At 65.5% G+C, this 17494-nt stretch carries 15 protein-coding genes and 2 tRNA genes; 8 read left to right on the forward strand and 9 right to left on the reverse strand.

Annotated elements, in window-relative coordinates; translation table 11 throughout:
- Positions 1-73: 73 nt before the first annotated feature.
- Positions 74-1384, reverse strand: coding sequence for a trigger factor (gene tig, locus KHY18_RS09565; protein WP_213298563.1), 1311 nt, complete (start codon positions 1382-1384; stop codon positions 74-76).
- Between the two features lie 423 nt (positions 1385-1807).
- On the opposite strand from tig, the gene KHY18_RS09570 reads away from it, so the two are divergent.
- Positions 1808-1884 (forward strand) — tRNA-Pro (locus KHY18_RS09570).
- A gap of 129 nt (positions 1885-2013) precedes the next feature.
- Here the strand turns inward: KHY18_RS09570 and KHY18_RS09575 are convergent.
- The 3 genes from KHY18_RS09575 to KHY18_RS09585 form a co-directional block, all read right to left on the reverse strand.
- The gene (locus KHY18_RS09575; RefSeq protein WP_213298566.1) at positions 2014-2661 is read right to left on the reverse strand and encodes a hypothetical protein; all 648 of its coding nucleotides are present in this window, start codon (positions 2659-2661) and stop codon (positions 2014-2016) included.
- A 95-nt stretch (positions 2662-2756) separates the two neighbouring features.
- Positions 2757-2957, reverse strand: coding sequence for a hypothetical protein (locus KHY18_RS09580; protein ID WP_213298749.1), 201 nt, complete (start codon positions 2955-2957; stop codon positions 2757-2759).
- A gap of 503 nt (positions 2958-3460) precedes the next feature.
- Positions 3461-3601, reverse strand: coding sequence for a hypothetical protein (locus tag KHY18_RS09585; RefSeq protein WP_213298567.1), 141 nt, complete (start codon positions 3599-3601; stop codon positions 3461-3463).
- Positions 3602-3857: 256 nt separating this feature from the next.
- On the opposite strand from KHY18_RS09585, the gene KHY18_RS09590 reads away from it, so the two are divergent.
- Positions 3858-4265, forward strand: coding sequence for a hypothetical protein (locus KHY18_RS09590; protein ID WP_213298570.1), 408 nt, complete (start codon positions 3858-3860; stop codon positions 4263-4265).
- A 78-nt stretch (positions 4266-4343) separates the two neighbouring features.
- On the opposite strand, the gene KHY18_RS09595 is transcribed toward KHY18_RS09590, so the two are convergent.
- The 3 genes from KHY18_RS09595 to KHY18_RS09605 all read right to left on the reverse strand — a co-directional run bounded on the left by KHY18_RS09595 (position 4344) and on the right by KHY18_RS09605 (position 8933).
- Positions 4344-4430: transfer RNA gene (locus KHY18_RS09595), tRNA-Leu, on the reverse strand.
- An 89-nt stretch (positions 4431-4519) separates the two neighbouring features.
- Positions 4520-7741, reverse strand: a complete 3222-nt coding sequence (locus KHY18_RS09600) for an efflux RND transporter permease subunit (RefSeq protein WP_213298572.1) — start codon at positions 7739-7741, stop codon at positions 4520-4522.
- Between the two features lie 7 nt (positions 7742-7748).
- Entirely contained in the window at positions 7749-8933 is a 1185-nt protein-coding gene (locus KHY18_RS09605; RefSeq protein ID WP_213298575.1) for an efflux RND transporter periplasmic adaptor subunit, read from the reverse strand.
- Between the two features lie 137 nt (positions 8934-9070).
- Here KHY18_RS09605 and hpnC point away from each other — a divergent pair, with 137 nt between their 5' ends.
- The 4 genes from hpnC to hpnE all read left to right on the forward strand — a co-directional run bounded on the left by hpnC (position 9071) and on the right by hpnE (position 13640).
- Positions 9071-10006, forward strand: coding sequence for a squalene synthase HpnC (hpnC, locus tag KHY18_RS09610; protein WP_213298579.1), 936 nt, complete (start codon positions 9071-9073; stop codon positions 10004-10006).
- Between the two features lie 139 nt (positions 10007-10145).
- Positions 10146-11429: a DEAD/DEAH box helicase gene (locus KHY18_RS09615; RefSeq protein WP_213298582.1), complete on the forward strand. Its 1284-nt coding sequence runs from the start codon at positions 10146-10148 to the stop codon at positions 11427-11429.
- 88 nt (positions 11430-11517) lie between these two features.
- A complete protein-coding gene (hpnD, locus tag KHY18_RS09620) occupies positions 11518-12357 on the forward strand; it encodes a presqualene diphosphate synthase HpnD (protein ID WP_213298585.1) in 840 nt (279 codons plus the stop codon).
- On the forward strand, positions 12354-13640 hold the full coding sequence (gene hpnE, locus KHY18_RS09625; RefSeq protein ID WP_349630267.1) for a hydroxysqualene dehydroxylase HpnE: 1287 nt from the start codon (positions 12354-12356) through the stop codon (positions 13638-13640). The genes hpnD and hpnE overlap by 4 nt, the downstream gene beginning before the upstream one ends.
- Positions 13641-13661: 21 nt before the next feature.
- Here hpnE and KHY18_RS09630 read toward each other — a convergent pair whose 3' ends face one another.
- Entirely contained in the window at positions 13662-14480 is an 819-nt protein-coding gene (locus KHY18_RS09630) for an IclR family transcriptional regulator (protein WP_213298588.1), read from the reverse strand.
- Positions 14481-14633: 153 nt separating this feature from the next.
- Here KHY18_RS09630 and KHY18_RS09635 point away from each other — a divergent pair, with 153 nt between their 5' ends.
- Together KHY18_RS09635 and KHY18_RS09640 are read left to right on the forward strand one after the other, a co-directional pair.
- Complete coding sequence (locus KHY18_RS09635) at positions 14634-15662, forward strand: TRAP transporter substrate-binding protein (RefSeq protein WP_213298591.1); 1029 nt, start codon at positions 14634-14636, stop codon at positions 15660-15662.
- 24 nt (positions 15663-15686) lie between these two features.
- The gene (locus KHY18_RS09640; protein WP_213298594.1) at positions 15687-16373 is read left to right on the forward strand and encodes a hypothetical protein; all 687 of its coding nucleotides are present in this window, start codon (positions 15687-15689) and stop codon (positions 16371-16373) included.
- Here KHY18_RS09640 and KHY18_RS09645 read toward each other — a convergent pair.
- The gene (locus KHY18_RS09645; protein ID WP_213298597.1) at positions 16370-17389 is read right to left on the reverse strand and encodes a porin; all 1020 of its coding nucleotides are present in this window, start codon (positions 17387-17389) and stop codon (positions 16370-16372) included. The genes KHY18_RS09640 and KHY18_RS09645 overlap by 4 nt on opposite strands.
- Positions 17390-17494 lie beyond the last annotated feature (105 nt).

Here is a 17494-nt window from a genome sequence, read left to right on the forward strand (position 1 = left end):
CTCGATTCATGCAGAGCTTTCCCGGGGTTTTCCCAAGAAGCTCGAAGCTTTCATGGGAAACAGGGCACCTGGCTTACGCTTGACCCATCAGTTCGTCGAACGACACCGACTTGTCGCTGATCTTGGCCTTGCCCAGAACGAACTCGGTCACGTTGTTTTCAACGACAACGGCTTCGACTTCGGCCAGACGTTGGCGATCGCCAAAGTACCAGCGCACGACTTCTTCGGGCTTCTCGTAGCTGGCGGACAGCTCTTCGACGTGGGCCTTGAGTTGCTCCGGCGTGGCGTGCAGTTCGTTGGCGCGCACCAGTTCGGCGACCACCAGGCCCAGGCGCACGCGGCGCTCGGCTTGGGGACGGAACACGTCTTCAGGGATTTCGGCCTTGTCGGCGTCCTTGATGCCGCGCTGCTTGAGTTCGGCGCGTGCGCCTTCGAGCAGACGAGCGACTTCAGCTTGCACGCTGGCGTTGGGCAGATCGAGTTCTGCCTTGGCGACCAGTGCATCCATCACGGCTTGTTTGTTGCGAGCCTGCAGGCGGAACTTGACTTCGCGCTCGAGGTTCTTCTTGATGTCGGCGCGCAGACCGTCGACGGTGCCGTCGGCGATGCCCAGGGACTTGGCCAGGGCTTCGTTGACTTCGGGCAGGTTCGCGGCTTCGACCTTCTTGAGGGTCACGAGGAAGTCAGCGGTCTTGCCGGCGACGTCCTTGCCGTGGTAGTCCTCGGGGAAGGCCAGGGGGAAAGTCTTGCTTTCGCCGGTCTTCATGCCGCGCACTGCGTCTTCGAATTCCTTGAGCATCTGGCCTTCGCCGACCAGGAACTGGAAGTCTTCAGCCTTGCCGCCGGCGAAAGTTTCGCCGTCGATCTTGCCTTCGAAGTCCACGGTCACGCGGTCGCCGTCGGCAGCCGCTTCGTCTTGTGCGCGCTGGGCGAACGTACGACGCTGCTTGCGCAGGATGTCGATGGTCTTGTCGATGGCGGCGTCGTCGACTTCAGCCGACAGCTTGTCGACTTCGGCGGTGGTCAGATCTTCGATCTTGACTTCGGGCAGCACTTCGAACACGGCGTCGAATTGCGCTTCGCCTTCGGGTGCGCCTTCTTTTTCAGTGATACGGGGCTGGCCGGCCACGCGCAGCTTGGCTTCGCTCACGGCCTGGGCGAAAGCTTCGCCGACCTTGTCGTTCAGCACTTCGTACTGCAGCGAGTAGCCATAGCGCTGTGCCACGACGTTCATGGGAACCTTGCCGGGACGGAAGCCGTCCATCTTGACCGTGCGGGCAACGCGCTTCAGACGCGCATCGACTTCGGACTGGATTGCGGACAAAGGCAAGCTCAGCGTGATCTTGCGCTCGAGCTTTTCGAGGGTTTCAACAGTAACGGCCATGGTTCTTCCTAATCAGGGATATGTGGACCGTGCCGGCTGCAGTGCAGCCTGCACCGTGTTCCGCAAAGTCTCACATGGATGGTGCGCGGAGACTTCCGCACACCAAGAAAATCAATAGCTTAGGCAGCGGGCGTTCAGTCCACAAGGATGAAAGCGCTTCGCGCACTAAAAATCGAATCTGCAATTATAGCGAGCCGATAAACCTCCCAGACGACAGGCCACCAAGGGAAACCCTGCGCGCGGTGAGAAGCGCGGCGCGCGGCGCAGGCTGCGGCGCGATTTCGCGCAGCGCCCTCCCCCCTTGTACGGCGCCAGAGTCCGCGGCTTTAACCCTGCCGCCCGGCGCCGCTCCAAGCCTGTTTTGGAAAAAAGCGCCGATTTGCCAAAAGCCCCGGTATGTTTGACATACAATAGCATCTTCGTCGGCGTGTAGCGCAGCCTGGTAGCGCACTTGCATGGGGTGCAAGGGGTCGAAGGTTCGAATCCTTTCTCGCCGACCATTTATTCCAAAAAAGGACTTGGCTTTGCCAAGTCCTTTTTTCGTTTGCGCTCGGTCACCGCACTTTTGCCGTGACAAAAAATGCCCAGGCAACCACCATTGCCCAGGCATTTGAACAATCCCCTGTTGCTCACTTGCTCTTGCCGGAATTCTCCTTGTCTCCGCCCTTGCCTCGGCTCTCCTCCTCGGGACGAGAACGCCCCGACCTCCACTGACTGAATTCGTCCGCGAACTTCTGGTAGCGCTCGCCGCGCCAGGCGCGGTAGTCGTCATCCAGCGCGCTCAGCTGCTCGTCGCGCCATTGGTGGTAATCAGCATCGAATTGGCGTGACTTCTCGCGCCCGCCGCGGTCTTGCGCGGCGTAGCGACCGGGGTCGTCAGGACCGGAATCACCGCGCGTGCCATATCCACCAGCAGAACTGCGCTGACGGTAGGCCTGCGGATCGTCATAGGGCTCAGGGCCACGCCGCAGCGGCCCAGGGCCGGCATGGCGCCCGGGGTCATAGCCCTGCTCGCCACCGCCATAGCCGCCGCGGCCCTCATAGCCGCGGTAGTACTCGTTGCCACCACCCCTGGACGCAGGATCTGCATCGCGATAACCATAATCACTGCGCTGGGGATAACGCTCATCCTGGCCGGCATTTTCACGGCCGTAAATTGGCGGCGGGTAGGAATAATCGCCGTCATCGCGACCGCCACGACCCGAGTGACTGGATTCACTGCGCACATTCGGCGGCCCTCGCCGATAATCACTTTCCTCATAGCTACGTGAAACCATTTGAATATCTCCAAAAGTTCATTTCACCGTCAAAAAGAAAATTCAACCTTCACGAATGATCCGGTTGAATTCGAGGTCTTGCTCCCGCCGCCGCTCTAGCTCTGGCGACCGGACTGCGAAGAAGACTTGTCGTCGTTCTTGTGACTCTGGCGTCCAGCTTCGGCATGCTGTTCGCTGGTGCCGCCGCGCGTTCCGCTCGTGCTGCCCGGCGTGGTGCGCTTGCTGTTGGCATCCGCACTCTCCGTCTTCTTCTTGTCGGTATATTGATTATGTCCATGAGGGTTATTGACAGCCATTTTCATCTCCTTGAAAGTTGAGTGCAAAGAACGATCTGCACGGTTAAATTCTATAAACCGCTTCATTTTTATTATGTCGTCAAGCACCTACTTTCTTGCCAGACAAGCGCTCCAGCAAATGGCAGATTAAATCAAAGTTGATGCCCGCAAAATTCTGGCAGGGAAAATACCGAGAACTCACTAAATACCAGTATAGGAAGCAGAAATACAAATCAAATAACCAGGAGTACGCAGGTAATGCGGTCTGCCAAAGGTGTTGAGCTTTTCAGACAGCGCCAGCAACCAGGCCGGCAGCCCAATGGCGTCTCGACAAAATGGAGGGACCGGCAACAAGGCCATGCCCGGCGTCATGGAGGTGACGCGGCATAGATGGCGGGCGCACAGCGCGAAAAGACAGCATTGCGCGCGCAGCGTCGCAATGCACGCGGCTGGCAGCGGTGGCCAGCAGCGTCGGGACCAGGCCGAGGCAACGCCCGCAAGGGCATGCCGGGGCGGCCCGCTGCTTACTTGTTCTTTTCCTTGCCGCGTGGGATCACCGAAGTGACGGGCGGCATAGGGCGATCGGAAGGACTGCCGGTTTTAGGAGCCGAAGTGTCCTTCTTGGGTTTCTTGGACATCTTCTCGTTGCGCTGTTCTTTGGACATAAATACTCCCGATGGTGTCTCGAAATAAGACTCGTAGAAGCGATGGTAAGCGACAAAAGCGCGCGATGGAATGACACGCTGCAACAGCCGAACACCCGGCCATGCAAGACCTGCTGAACGCTCTCCGAGCCCCGTCTGCGGCAAGCGCGAAGGGCTGCGTTCAAAGGCCTGCGCCCGAAACAAAAAAACGCCGACCGCGCACATGCCCGCCGCGATCTCGGTGCCAACCCCTGCTTCCGTGCGCTAAGGTAGGTGCATGAACACACAAGGTATTTCGCACTGGACCCCACACACCCTGCGAGAAGCCGCGCGCGCCGGCTCCGAAGCAGAATGCGACGCGTGCCACGCATTGCGCCGCCCAGGCTGGGAAGCCCTGCCCTCGACTTTCGACGAAGCCAGCCTCGCCCCCGTGGGCACGCTGCGCCAAACCGACGCCGACGGCGGCACGCCCGAGCCCACACTGGACGAATTTCACCCGGCGCGCACCAATTACTGGTCGGCCGATGCACCGATTGCCGCCAGCTACCACCCCTACAACCGCTGCGATGTCTGGGCCTGCAAGTCCTGCGCGCGGGTGTTTCTGCGCTATACCGAATATGGCGGCTATTACGTCGAGCAAAGAATCCGCGCGGTCGATCCCGCGCTGGTGGTCGATCCCGATTAAAAAAAAGGCCGCATCCCTGAAGGAAGCGGCCTTTTCTGAAAATGCGCGACGCGGCAAGCGTGGGCATCGTTTCTGTTCTGGTGCGCGGGGCGGGACTCGAACCCGCACAGTGTTGCCACCGTCAGGACCTAAACCTGGTGCGTCTACCAATTTCGCCACCCGCGCGGTTTGTGGGTTGGCGCAGCGCCAGACCCTAGGTCAACCGTCTATTTTACCTGCTGGATTCTGCGTTTTTTCCAATCCCTTGCAAGTTTTTAGGCCGCTGGCTCGGGCCGGCGCACGCGGAAGAACGCAGCGTACATGGCCGGCAGCGCCAGCAGCGTCAGCACCGTCGCAACCACCAGGCCGCCCATGATGGCCACGGCCATGGGGCCCCAGAACACGCTGCGCGACAGCGGAATCATGGCCAGCACGGCGGCCGCGGCGGTGAGCACGATGGGCCGCAGGCGGCCCACGGTGGCTTCGATGATGGCGTCCCAGGCCGGCATGCCGCGCGCGCGGTCGACTTCGATCTGGTCGATCAGGATCACCGAGTTGCGCTGGATCATGCCCATCAGCGCGATCACGCCCAGCAGCGCGACAAAGCCGAACGGCCGGTTGAGCAGCAGCAGCGCCGCCGCCACGCCGGCAATGCCCATGGGTCCGGTGAGGAACACCAGCAGCGCGCGGCTGAAGCTGTGCAGCTGCAGCATCAGCAGCGTGAACGTGAGGAACAGCATGACGGGCACGCCGGCGGCGATGGAAGACGAGCCTTTGGAGCTTTCCTCGACCGCGCCCGCGACTTCGATGTGATAGGCGTTCGCGCCTTCGGCGTGCCAACGCTTTTCGACTTCGCGCAGCGCGGGCAGCAGCGCCTGGGTCACGGTCGCGCCCTGCAGGCCCTCGCGCACGTCGCCCTGCACGGTGATCGCATAGCTGCGGCCTTCGCGCCACAGCACGCCGGGCTCCCAGGCCATGACGGGCTTGGCGATCTGGGTCAGCGGAATCGACTTGCCCGAACTCGTGGGCAGGTAGGCGTTGCCGATGTCGGTGATCGCATCGCGCTCGTCGAGCGGCGGACGCAGCACGATGTCGATCAGCTTGTCGCCTTCGCGGTACTGGCCGACCGTGGCGCCCGTGAGCATCACGTTGGCCGCCTGGGCGATCGACTGGCTGCTCACGCCCAGCGCGCGCGCCTTGTCCTGGTCGACTTCGAGGCGCAAGGCCTTGACCGATTCGTTCCAGTTGTCGTTGACGCCGCGCATGTCGGCGTTGTCGCGCAGCAGCTGCTTGACTTCATCGGCGCGCACGCGCAGCGTGGTCGGGTCGGGGCCCTTCACGCGAAACTGCACGGGATACGGCACGGGCGGCCCCGAAGACAGCAGCGTCACGCGGCCGCGCGCCTGCGGATAGTCCTGCGCCAGCATGCCGGGCAGTTGCAGGCGCAGCCGTTCACGCTCCGCCAGCGTCTTGGCGACGACGATGAATTGCGAGACGTTGGTCTGCGGAAAGACCTGGTCCAGCGGCAGATAGAAGCGCGGCACGCCCGAGCCGAACCAGGTGCTCACGGTCTCCACGCCGTCCTGCGCGAGCAGGCGCTTTTCGACGTCCTTGGTGGTCTGCTCGTTGGCAATGAACGAGGTGCCTTCGGGGAACCACAGGTCGACCATGATCTCGAGCCGGGTCGAGTCGGGGAAGAACTGCTGCTGCACGCGCGTCATGCCGAACAGGCCCAGCGCGAACACCAGCACGGTCGCGCCTATGGTGATCCAGCGGTGCTCCACGCACCAGTCGACGGTGCGCCGGAAGCGGTTGTAGAACGGGCTGTCGAAGACTTCATGCTGGCTCGCTGGCGGCGTCGCGCCCAGGGCCACGGCCGCCAGCGTTTCGGGCGGCGCTTCGGCCAGCGCTTCTTCGGAAGGCGCCTCGGGCGCATGCGGCGGACGCTTGAGCAGCAACATGCCCAGGTAAGGCACGAAGTACACCGAGGCCAGCCAGCTCAGCACCAGCGCCACCACGGTCACCGCAAAGATCGCGAAGGTGTACTCACCGGTCATCGACTTGGCCAGGCCGATGGGCAGAAAGCCCGCAGCCGTGATCAGCGTGCCGGTCAGCATGGGCATGGCCGTGATCTCGTAGGCGAAGGTCGCCGCGCGCAGCTTGTCGTAGCCCTCCTCCATCTTGCGCACCATCATTTCGACGGCAATGATGGCGTCGTCGACCAGCAGGCCCAACGCGATGATCAGCGAGCCCAGCGAGATCTTGTGCAAGCCAATGCCCCAGTACCACATGGCCAGGAAGGTCGCGGCCAGCACCAGCGGAATGGTGATGCCCACGACCAGGCCCGGGCGCGGATCGATGTACCAGCGCCGCCACCAGCGCTGCTCGCCGGGGCGCTTGTGCAGGCCCAGGCTGATGAAGCTCACGGCCAGCACCACGGCCACGGCCTCGATCAGCACCGCAATGAATTCGTTGACCGAGCTCGACACGGCGCGCGGCTGGTCCTGCACATTGACCAGCTGCATGCCCGCGGGCAGCTCATGGGCCATGCGCTCGCTGGCCGCATGCAAGGCCTTGCCCAGGCGGATGATGTCTCCGCCCTTGGTCATGGCCACGCCCAGCGCGATCGAGTCCTGGCCCTGATGGCGCACCTTCACCGTCGGCGGGTCGACATAACCACGGCGGATTTCGGCGATGTCGCCCAGGCGCAGCTGCGCGCCCGAAGCGCCGCGAATCGGCATGGCGCGCAGGTCTTCGACCGCATTGAACTGGCCGGCGACGCGCACCTGCACCTGCTCGGCCCCGGCCTGGACCACGCCTGCGCTCTGCAGCGCGTTCTGCTGATCGAGCTGGGCCAGCACCTGGTTCATGTCGAGGCCCAGCTGCGACAGGCGCAGCTGCGACAGCTCGATGTAGAGCTTCTCGTCCTGCACGCCGAACATCTCGACCTTGGCGACATCGGCCACGCGCAGCAGCTGCTGGCGCACGTCGTCGGCGACGTTCTTGAGTTCCGCGTAAGTGAAACCTTCGCCCTGCAGCGCATAGATCACGCCGTAGACATCGCCGAAGTCGTCGTTGAAGAACGGCCCCTGCACGCCTTGCGGCAGCGTGTAGCGGATGTCGCCTATCTTCTTGCGCACCGTGTACCAGAGGTTGGAGACGTCCGAAGGCTTGGAGTTGTCTTTCAGCTGGAAGATGATCTGCGACTCGCCGGGCTTCGAATAGCTGCGGATCTTGTCGGCATAGGGCACCTCCTGCAAGGTGCGCTCGAGCTTGTCGGTCACCTGCTCGGCGACCTGCTGGGCCGTGGCGCCGGGCCAGTAGGTGCGCACCACCATGGCGCGGAAAGTGAACGGCGGATCTTCGTCCTGGCCGAGCTGGAAATAGGCGGCAAAGCCCAGCAGCACGATGGACACCAGCAGGTAACGCGTGAGCGCCACATGCTCGAGCGCCCAGCGCGAGAGATTGAAGCCTTGTTTGGGCTGCTGTGGATTCATGGCGGACTCAGCGGGTGGCGGGAACGGGCTGTGCGGCGGCAGCCGCGGCAGCGGGCGGCACCTTGGCGGCCGACGCGGCGCGCGCGGCTTCCACGGGGCTCTGGTACACCGTCACCTTCTGGCCCGGCGCGAGCACATGGCCGCCGGTCGCGACAATGCGCATGCCCGGCGTCAGGCCTTGCGCGATCACGATCTCGTTGCCATCGGCCGTGGCCACCACCACGGGCTGGGAACGCACGGTGCTCGACGCGGCGTCGAACACCCACACGGCCGAGCCGCCGTTTTCCTGGTGCAGCGCCGTGGTCGGCAGCTTGATCACGGGCTGGCCAGTCGCACCCATTCCTTCGGGCCGCGCATGCACCGTGGCGCCCAGCGCGGGCAAGGCCTGGCCGGCCACGCGCTCCAGCGCCACCTTGACGAGATAGGTGCGCGTCACGGCATCGGCGCTGGCCGCGACTTCGCGCACCCGGCCGCTGTAGCGCTGGTCGCTGGCCCACAGGCGCACCGCCACCGCCTGGCCGGCGCGCACGCGCGCGATCTTGTCTTCGGGCACGGAGAACACCACGTCGCGCTCGCCGTCCTGGGCGATGCGCACCACGGGGCTGCCCGCGGAAACCACCTGGCCGGGCTCGGCATCTATGCCCGTGACCACGCCCGCGACATCGGCGACGAGGCGCGTGTAATCGGTCTGCAGCGACTGGCCCGCGGCCTGCGCACGCGCCTGGTCCAGGCTGGCCTGGGCCGACTTGAGCGTGGCTTCGCGGCGCTCGAGCTCGGCGCCGCTGATGAAGTTCTGCGCCTTGAGCGTGCGATAGCGCTGCACGTCGGCCGCGGCCAGATCGCGCTGCGTCGTCGCCGCGCTCACCTGAGCACGCCCGGCGTCGGCCGCAAGCCGGTAGTCCTGCGCATCGAGTTGCGCCAACAGCTGACCGGCCTTCACTTGCTGGCCCAGCTCGACCTGGCGCGACACCAGCTTGCCCGGCACGCGAAAGCCCAGCCGCGATTCGATGCGCGCGCGCACTTCGCCCGCGTATTCAATCTGCGCATCGAACGCGCCGACGCCGACTTCAAGCAGCTTGACCGCGCGCACGGGCTCGGGCGCAGGTTCGGGGCGGGAACAGGCGGCAAGCGCACAGGCAAGCACCACAGCGGAAAGCACCCCATGGGGGCGGGAAAGGATCAAGGACGGCATGCGGTGCTCAAAAAAACGGGCGCCGCGCCATCAGCGCGCCGCCACCGGGTAATCGTCGCCAAAGGGGGCAACGGCCCACAACACGATAAAACGACGAAGGTCTGCTTGCCTTCTCTTTTCTGTGGGAATGGTCACTAATGACTCAACGGTTAGTAATTATCGAAAGCCGCGCGCACTTGTCAAGCGACAATGAAGGCGTGAAACCTGCCGCCCAGCCATCCTCCCCCGCTCCGACTCTCGCTGCCCCTGTCACGCACTACGAGAATTTCCCCGTGGCCTCGCTGCTGTGCCCGCCGCACCTGCGCCAGCCCATCGCGGCCATCTACGGTTTTGCGCGCACCGCCGACGACATCGCCGATGAAGGCGATGCGACGCCGGCCGAACGCCTGGCCGAACTCGATGCCTACCGCGACGAACTGCTGGCCATTGCCGCGGGCCAGGCGCCAGGCGCGCGCTGGGCCACGGTGTTCGGGCCGCTGCAACACGCGATACGCCAGCACGGCCTGCCCGTGCCGCTGCTCGCCGATCTGCTCAGCGCCTTTTCCCAGGACATCCACAAGACCGCGGCCGGCGCCACCTATGCCGACCGCGCCGAACTGCTCGACTATTGCCGGCGCTCGGCCAACCCCGTGGGCCGGCTGCTGCTGCACCTTTACGGCGTGCACGATGAAACGGCATTGGCGCAAAGCGATGCGATCTGCAGCGCGCTGCAGCTGATCAACTTCTGGCAGGACCTGAGCGTGGACATTCCGCGCGGCCGCCATTACCTCAGCGACGCCGATTGCGTGCGCCATGGCGTGGGCCGCGCCGAACTCGCCGCGCTGGCCAGCACGCCCGCCAACCGCCAACTGGTTGTCGACAACGCGCGCTGGGCGCGTGAGTGCATGCTCCAGGGCCTGCCGCTGGTGCACCGCCTGCCCGGGCGCGCGGGCTGGGAGCTGCGCCTGGTGGTGCAAGGCGGGCTGCGCATTCTCGACAAGGTCGATGCGTTGCAAGGCGCGAGCCTGCACACCCGGCCCAAGCTGGGCAAGGCCGACTGGCTGCGCATGCTGGGGCGCTGCCTGCGCATGTAGCACCCGCGCGCAAAGGCCCTGGGCCGGGGCGTTTTGGCGTGGCTGGCGCACAATCCCCCTATTACAGGCGCTGGCCTGCGCCTGCGTGCGTCCGGCCTTTGCGCCCGGCTCTTGCGCCCACCACTTTCTTTGCCAATACATGCCTTTTTCTTCCCTCGGCCTTTCCCCGGCCCTCGCCCGCGCCGCCAGTGAACTGGGGTTTGACCAACCCACGCCCATCCAGTCGCAGGCCATTCCCGCCATCGTGCAAGGCCGCGATGTCTGGGCTTCGGCGCGCACCGGCTCGGGCAAGACCGCGGCGTTCGCGCTGCCCGCGCTGCTGCAGCACCAGAACCTGACGCTGGCCCAGCCCACCGGAGGCGCGCGCAGCGTGCACACGTTGGTCGTCGTGCCCACGCGCGAACTCGCGGCCCAGGTCGGTGAAGTGCTGCGCAGCCTGGGGCAGAACCTGTCCCAGCCGCCGAAGATCGCCGTGGTGTTCGGCGGCGTGTCGATCAACCCGCAGATGATGGCGCTGCGCGGCGGTGCCGACATCGTCGTGGCCACGCCCGGCCGCCTGCTGGATCTGGTCGAGCAGCGCGCGCTGCGCCTGTCGCAGGTGCAGCTGCTGGTGCTCGATGAGGCCGACCGCCTGCTCGACCTGGGCTTTGCCGACGAACTGCAGCGCACGCTGGCCCTTCTGCCCAAGCAGCGCCAGACGCTGTTCTTTTCCGCCACGTTCCCGCAAGAAGTGCAGGCGCTGGCGCAAAGCCTGCTGCGCGATCCGCTGCGCGTGGACATCGCCACCGACGCCAGCGAAAGCCAGGCCATCATCGAGCAGCGCGCCATCGCCGTCGACACCAGCCGGCGCACGCAACTGCTGCGCCAGATGCTCAAGGACCCGGCCTGGACGCGCGTGCTGGTGTTCGTCGCCACCAAGCACACGGCCAACATCGTGGCCGAAAAGCTCTACAAGAACGGCGTCTTCGCCACGCCTTTCCATGGCGAGCTGAGCCAGGGCGCGCGCCAGCAGGTGCTCGAGGAATTCAAGGCCGAGCGCTGGCAGGTGGTCGTGACCACCGACCTCGCGGCGCGCGGCATCGACATCGCCCAGCTGCCGGTCGTGGTGAACTACGACCTGCCGCGTTCGGCCGTCGACTACGTGCACCGCATAGGCCGCACGGGCCGCGCGGGCGAAAGCGGCCTGGCCGTGAGCTTTGTCACGCCGGCCAGCGATGCCCATTGGCAGCTGATCGAAAAACGCCAGCACCTGGCGCTGCCGCGTGAAATCGTCGAAGGCTTCGAGCCCGTCGAGGAAATCCCCGCTCCCGTGGCGGGCGCGACCGATGGCAATGGCGGAATCAAGGGCAAGCGCCCGAGCAAGAAGGACAAGCTGCGCGCCGCGGCGCAGGCATCGGCTGACGGACAGCACGACGAGTCTTGAGCCTGTCGACGGCCCCGCACGCCAAAGCCCCATCGAAGGGCCTCCACGCCAAAGACCCATCCGGGATCATGGGAGAATCAGCGCCAATATGAATCCGGCCCAGTACGTCCAAGAAAAAGCTGCCGCTTCGGGCAGCAGCTTTTATTACGCCTTTCTTTTCCTGCCCCAGCAGCGGCGCGCGGCCATCACCGCGTTCTATGCGTTCTGCCGGGAGATCGATGATGTCGTGGACGAAGTCAGCGACCCCGGCGTGGCCGCGACCAAGCTCGCCTGGTGGCGCGGCGAAGTCGCCAAGTCCTATGCGGGCGAGCCTTCGCACCCCGTGATGCAGGCGCTGATGCCCTGCAGCGCCGAATACGGCATCACGCAGGCACAGCTGCTGGCCGTGATCGACGGCTGCCAGATGGACCTGGACCAGACACGCTACCTCGACTATGTGGGCCTGCAGCGCTACTGCCATCTGGTGGCTGGCGTGGTCGGCGAAGTCGCGGCGCGCATCTTCGGCCAGACCGACGAGGCAACGACCGCCTACGCGCACAAGCTGGGCCAGGCCCTGCAGCTGACCAACATCATTCGCGACGTGGGTGAAGACGCGCTGCGCGGGCGCATCTACCTGCCGGTGAGCGAGCTGCAGCAGTTCGACGTCAAGGCCCACGAAATTCTCAAGCGCCAGTATTCGGAGCGCTTCACGGCGCTGATGCGCTTTCAGGCCGAACGCGCCCACCGCCTTTACGACGAAGCGCTGGCGATGCTGCCCGAAGCCGACCGGCGCACGCAAAAGCCCGGCCTGATGATGGCCAGCATCTACCGCACGCTGCTGCGCGAGATCGAGCACGAAGACTTCAAGGTGCTGCACCAGCGCATCAAGCTCACGCCGCTGCGCAAGCTCTGGCTCGCGTGGAAGATGCAGGCCCTGGGGCGGATGTGAGCGCGCGCGTCGCCGTCATCGGCGGCGGCTGGGCGGGCATGGCCGCGGCGGTGACGCTGGCCCAGGCGGGCCGCCAGGTCACGGTCTTCGAGTCCGCGCGCCAATGGGGCGGACGCGCGCGCGCACTCACGCTGGCCACGCCCGAAGGGCCGCTGACGCTCGACAACGGCCAACATATCCTGATCGGCGCCTACAGCGACTGCCTGGCGCTGATGCGCACTGTCGGCGTGACGGAGAACGCAGCACTGCGCCGCCTGCCGATGACGCTGCGCTACGCCGACGGCACGGGCCTGGCGTTTCCCGACTGGGCGCCGCCCTTCGATGCGCTGGCCGGCATTCTCGGCGCGCGCGGCTGGCGCTGGCGCGACCGGCTGGCGCTGCTGGCCTGGGCCACGCGCTGGCGGCTGCGCGGCTTTCGCTGCGCTGAGCATGCCAGCGTCGCCGATCTGTGCGCGTCGCTGCCCGACAAATTGATGGCCGAGTTCATCGAGCCGCTGTGCATTTCCGCGCTCAACACGCCGCCCAAGCAATCGAGCGGCGCGGTGTTCCTGCGCGTGCTGCGCGACGCGCTGTTCAGCGGCCGCGGCGGCTCGCATTTCCTGCTGCCCACCTGCGATCTGGGCCAGCTGTTTCCCACTACTGCCGCGGCCTGGCTGCAGGCGCGCGGCCATGACCTGCGCCTGGGCGCGCGCGTCGAAGCGCTGCAGGCCGACGGCAAGGCGTGGTGCGTCGATGGCGAACATTTCGATGCCGTTCTGCTGGCCACGCCCAACAGCGAAGCCGCGCGCCTCGCGGGCCAGACGCACAGCCTCAGCGACTGGTCGGCCAGCGCCGCCGGGCTCGCGCACACCGCGATCGCCACGGTCTATGCGCGCACCGCCCGGCCCGAACAGCGCCTGCCCGCCGCGCTGCCGCTGCTGGCGCTGCGCCCCGGGGCCGGCGCGCCCGCGCAGTTTGTGTTCGACCGCGGCCACCTGGGCGGACCCGCAGGGCTCATGGCCTTCGTGGTCAGCGCCAGCGAGGCCGCGCGCGCCGACACCGAAGCCCAGGTGCTGGCCCAGGCCGCGCGCGAACTGGGCTGGCACGGCATGCAGCCGCTGACCACGGTCATCGACAAGCGCGCCACGTTCGCCTGCACGCCCGGACTGCAGCGCCCGGGCCAGGCGCTCGCACCCGGCCTGCTGGCCTGCGGCGACTATGTGGACGGCCCCTACCCCGCGACGCTGGAAGGCGCGGTCAGAAGCGGGATGGCGGCGGCGCGGACGCTCGGCCTGCACGGATAGGCACGCAGACTCACTGCGCAATCACGCGCGGCTTTCCATCTGATTGCCCCAGGTGCCCACATTGGCCGACTTGAGCAGCGGCGAGGCGTCGCCGGCCACAGCCAATTCGGCCGCAGCCTCCATCAGCGCCGGGCCGAATTCGGCCATGGCGTTCTGCGAGAGCCGCATCGACGGCCCTGCGACCACGACCACGCCGGTCGTGGGCTCGCCCGAACGGCGCACAGGCGCGGCCATGGAGCTCATGCCGGCCGCATACATGTCCTGGATCACACAGTAGCCGCGCTTGCGGTGGCCGTCGAGCAGCTTCATCAGCGCCTTGATCGAGGTGGGTGCATTCGGCCCGAACTGCTTCGGACTGCCCAGGCCCTGGCGGCTGACCAGCGCGATCGCCTGGTCTTCAGGCAGCGTCATGAGCCAGGCATGGCCCGCGGCGCTGCACGACAGCTGCAGGTCTATGCCCATGTCGGGGTCATAGAGCAGGCCCGACTTCGCGCCCTGGGCCTTGGCGACCAGCGTCAGGCGTTCGCCGTCGACGATGGCCAGCCGGGCCAGCTCGCCCGTGGCCTGCGCCAGGCGCTGGATCACGGGCTGGGCGATGTCGATCACGCCCGACTTGCTCAGAAAGCTCAGCCCCATCGACGACAGCTTGGTGGTCAGCGCGTAGTCGCCTTTTTGCGGCATCTGGCGCACATAGCCATAGCCGATCAGCTCATGCAGGGTGCGGTGACAGCCGCTGCGCAGCTGATTGAGATCGGTAGAAATCTTGACCAAGGCCACGCCATCCGGGTACCCCACGAGGTACTCGAGGATGGCCAACGATTTTTCCATCGCGCCGCTCATTTCACTTCTCCTTGGCAACAAAAGTTGCGCCCATCATAACCGTTCAAAATTTGAACGATGTTGAAAATTTGAACGTCATTCAACTTTATGGATATGATGGCTTCGAATTCACTGCGCCCCCCTTTCTCATCACTACAACGCAAAGGCAGAGACATGAAGACCACCCCCTCCCTGATTCGCCGTGCCATCGTCGGTGCCGCCGGTGCCTTGCTGCTGGCGCAAGCGCCTGCGGCCATGGCGCAGGACGTGAAGGAGCGCAATCTCAAATTCGCGTTCAGCCTGGCCAAGGACCACCCGCTGGGCCAGGGCGCGCAGAAGTTCTCCGACCTGGTCGCGCAAAAGAGCGGCGGCAAGATCAAGATCTCGATCTATGCCAATGCAGTGCTGGGCGGCGATCCGCAGAACCTGTCGGCGGTGCGCGGCGGCACGCTGGACTTCACGTCGATGGCCACCGGCCTGCTCGCGGGCATGGACAAGCAGTTCATGGTGTTCGACTTCCCCTTCCTGTTCAACAACGCGCAGGAAGCCTATGCGCTGTCGGACGGCCCGGTGGGCACGCAGCTGCTCGACGGCCTGTCGAAGTTCGGTCTGGTGGGCCTGGGCATCTGGGACCTGGGCTTTCGCAACATGACCAACAGCAAGCGCCCCATCGCCAAGGTCGAAGACCTGCAAGGCCTCAAGGTGCGCGTGATCGCCGCGCCCCTCTACCTCGACATGTTCAACACGCTGGGCGCCAACCCCGTGCCCATGACCTTCGGCGAAGTCTATGGCGCGCTCGAGTCCAAGGCCATCGACGGCCAGGACAACCCCGTGGGCGTGATCGAGTCGGCGAAGTTCGCCGAAGTGCAGAAGTATCTGTCGCTGACGCGGCACATCTACACCGGCATGCCGCTGCTGATGAGCAAGAAGACCTGGGACAGCATGTCGGCCACCGAGCGCAGGATCATCACCGAGGCCGCGAACGAAGCCAAGATTGAGGAGCGCAGGATCTCGCAGATCAAGGAGGCCGAGGCCATCGACGGACTGAAAAAGTCCATGCAGGTCAACGAAGTCAGCGCCGCGGAAGTCGCGCGCCTGCGCCAGAAAGTGCAGCCCGTGGTCGACAAGTTCAGCAAGGAAGTCGGCGATGCGGTGATGCAGCAGGTGAACACAGAGCTGTCGCGCCTGCGCGCCGCGAAGTGACGCGCCCGTAACGGAAAGACCATCATGGCTCTACTTGGCAAGGCCGCGATCGCGATGTGGTGGGACATGGCCGCAGACTGGCGCGCGGAGTTCGAAGACTGGCATTCGCACGAGCATTTTCTGGAACGCATGGGCATACCGGGGTTCAGGCGCGGCTCGCGCTGGGCCGATGCCGACGGTGGCGAAGGCTTCTTCATCCTGTACGAACTGGAGCGCTACGCCACGCTGGTGTCCGAAGGCTATCTGAGCCGCCTCAATCAGCCCACACCCTGGTCGTCGCGGCTCATGCCCGAGCACAGGAACATGGTGCGCAGCCAATGCCATGTGCTCGAAAGCGCGGGCAGCGCCATGGGCCGATATCTGCTGACCGTGCGCTGCTCGCCGGCCAGCGGCGGCGCGCAGGCGCTGCGCGACTATCTGCGGCTTCAGGCCGAAGGCTTTGCGCTGCGCCCCGGCACCACGGGCGCGCATCTGCTGCAGACCCAGACGCCCGATATCGCGGCCACCACGGAGCAGAAAATCCGCGGCGGCGACCAGGCCGCCGACTGGATCTATCTGGTCTGCGGTTACGACCAGCGCGCGCTCGAAGCCAGCCTGGCCAGCGTGCTCGCGCCCGCGGCGCTCCAGGCCCATGGCGCCGAAGCCGCGCCGTTCGCGCGCATCTTCACGCTGTGCCATTCGGCGGAAAGCGCGGGCCCGCTCTCGGCTTAGAAGCTGTGCGACACGCCCGCGATCGCCTGCGCCACGCGATTGCCCGCGGCCACGGCCGGGCCCGCATTGCTCGCGCTGTTGACGGTGAAACCCGCGTTCCTGTCGTTGCGGATGATGCTGTAGCCCGTATAGAGCCGCGTGCGCTTGCTCAGCACGTAGTCGTAGCGCAGGCTCAGCGAACTGCCGCCGGTGTCGGCGCGCGCCTTGCCTTTGGCTTCGCCATAGGCCAGCCACAGCACGTTGGTGCCCAGCGGCACGGCGGCGGAAATTTCATAGGCGTTGCGCGCCAGCGAAGTTGCGTTGGGCAGGTCGTCGCGCAGCGTGTAGTAGGCCAGCGAAGTGCTGACCGGCCCGAAATCGTAGCTGCCGCCCAGGGTGGTGTAGCGCTCGGTGTTGGCCGCCGTCTTGTGGCGCTGCATGAAACTCGCGCCTATTTTCAGCTTGCCGTTGCGGTAGTCGAACGAGGGATTGACGACATTGCCAGTCGAGTCGGCCTGCTCGCCAAACGCCTTCATCAGCTTGAAGCTCAGGCCCGCGAAGTCGGGCGACTCGTAGCGCAGCGAGTTGTCCAGGCGCAGCACCGTGCCGTCGCGAAAGTAGTTGAGCGCATGACCCCAGATCAGCCCGCCTTCGGTATAGGCCGACAGCGTGGTGTGCAGCACCGAATAGTGGCGGCCCATGGTCAGCCGGCCGAAGCGGGGATTGCTGAAGCCGACGAACGCCTGGCGCCCGAAGCCCAGGCCGCCCTGGCCCAGCGCGCCCGTGTCGTTGTTGAGCCCCATCTCCAGCGTGTACAGCGCCTGGGTGCCGCCGCCCAGGTCTTCATTGCCGCGAAAGCCCACGCGCGAGCCCAGGATGATGCCGCTGTCCATCGAGGTGGTGCGCGTCGCGCCTATGCGCGTGCTCACCACACCGGTATCGACGACGCCGAACAACGTGGGCCCGGACTGCGCCTGCGCGCCCAGGGCCGCGCCCAGCAGCAGGGAAAAAGCACCGACTTGACGAATTTTTTGCATGGTTGTCTCTTTAGTAAGTTATCAAGAAAGGGCCCGCGCCAACCCGGCGGGAACGGGGAAATCAATGCGTGGGCGCGCAGCCGCGCACGGCAAAGCCGGGCGCCT

Origin of the sequence: Acidovorax sp. CCYZU-2555 (genome assembly GCF_018413525.1) — a bacterium.
In the GTDB taxonomy this organism is placed as follows: domain Bacteria; phylum Pseudomonadota; class Gammaproteobacteria; order Burkholderiales; family Burkholderiaceae_C; genus Comamonas.

Excerpts from the sequence above, each read along its gene's own strand:
- tig (WP_213298563.1), bottom strand. The coding sequence starts at position 1,384 with ATGGCCGTTACTGTTGAAACCCTCGAAAAGCTCGAGCGCAAGATCACG.
- KHY18_RS09575 (WP_213298566.1), bottom strand. The coding sequence starts at position 2,661 with ATGGTTTCACGTAGCTATGAGGAAAGTGATTATCGGCGAGGGCCGCCG.
- KHY18_RS09580 (WP_213298749.1), bottom strand. The coding sequence starts at position 2,957 with ATGGCTGTCAATAACCCTCATGGACATAATCAATATACCGACAAGAAG.
- KHY18_RS09585 (WP_213298567.1), bottom strand. The coding sequence starts at position 3,601 with ATGTCCAAAGAACAGCGCAACGAGAAGATGTCCAAGAAACCCAAGAAG.
- KHY18_RS09590 (WP_213298570.1), top strand. The coding sequence starts at position 3,858 with ATGAACACACAAGGTATTTCGCACTGGACCCCACACACCCTGCGAGAA.
- KHY18_RS09600 (WP_213298572.1), bottom strand. The coding sequence starts at position 7,741 with ATGAATCCACAGCAGCCCAAACAAGGCTTCAATCTCTCGCGCTGGGCG.
- KHY18_RS09605 (WP_213298575.1), bottom strand. The coding sequence starts at position 8,933 with ATGCCGTCCTTGATCCTTTCCCGCCCCCATGGGGTGCTTTCCGCTGTG.
- hpnC (WP_213298579.1), top strand. The coding sequence starts at position 9,071 with ATGACTCAACGGTTAGTAATTATCGAAAGCCGCGCGCACTTGTCAAGC.
- KHY18_RS09615 (WP_213298582.1), top strand. The coding sequence starts at position 10,146 with ATGCCTTTTTCTTCCCTCGGCCTTTCCCCGGCCCTCGCCCGCGCCGCC.
- hpnD (WP_213298585.1), top strand. The coding sequence starts at position 11,518 with ATGAATCCGGCCCAGTACGTCCAAGAAAAAGCTGCCGCTTCGGGCAGC.
- KHY18_RS09630 (WP_213298588.1), bottom strand. The coding sequence starts at position 14,480 with ATGAGCGGCGCGATGGAAAAATCGTTGGCCATCCTCGAGTACCTCGTG.
- KHY18_RS09635 (WP_213298591.1), top strand. The coding sequence starts at position 14,634 with ATGAAGACCACCCCCTCCCTGATTCGCCGTGCCATCGTCGGTGCCGCC.
- KHY18_RS09640 (WP_213298594.1), top strand. The coding sequence starts at position 15,687 with ATGGCTCTACTTGGCAAGGCCGCGATCGCGATGTGGTGGGACATGGCC.
- KHY18_RS09645 (WP_213298597.1), bottom strand. The coding sequence starts at position 17,389 with ATGCAAAAAATTCGTCAAGTCGGTGCTTTTTCCCTGCTGCTGGGCGCG.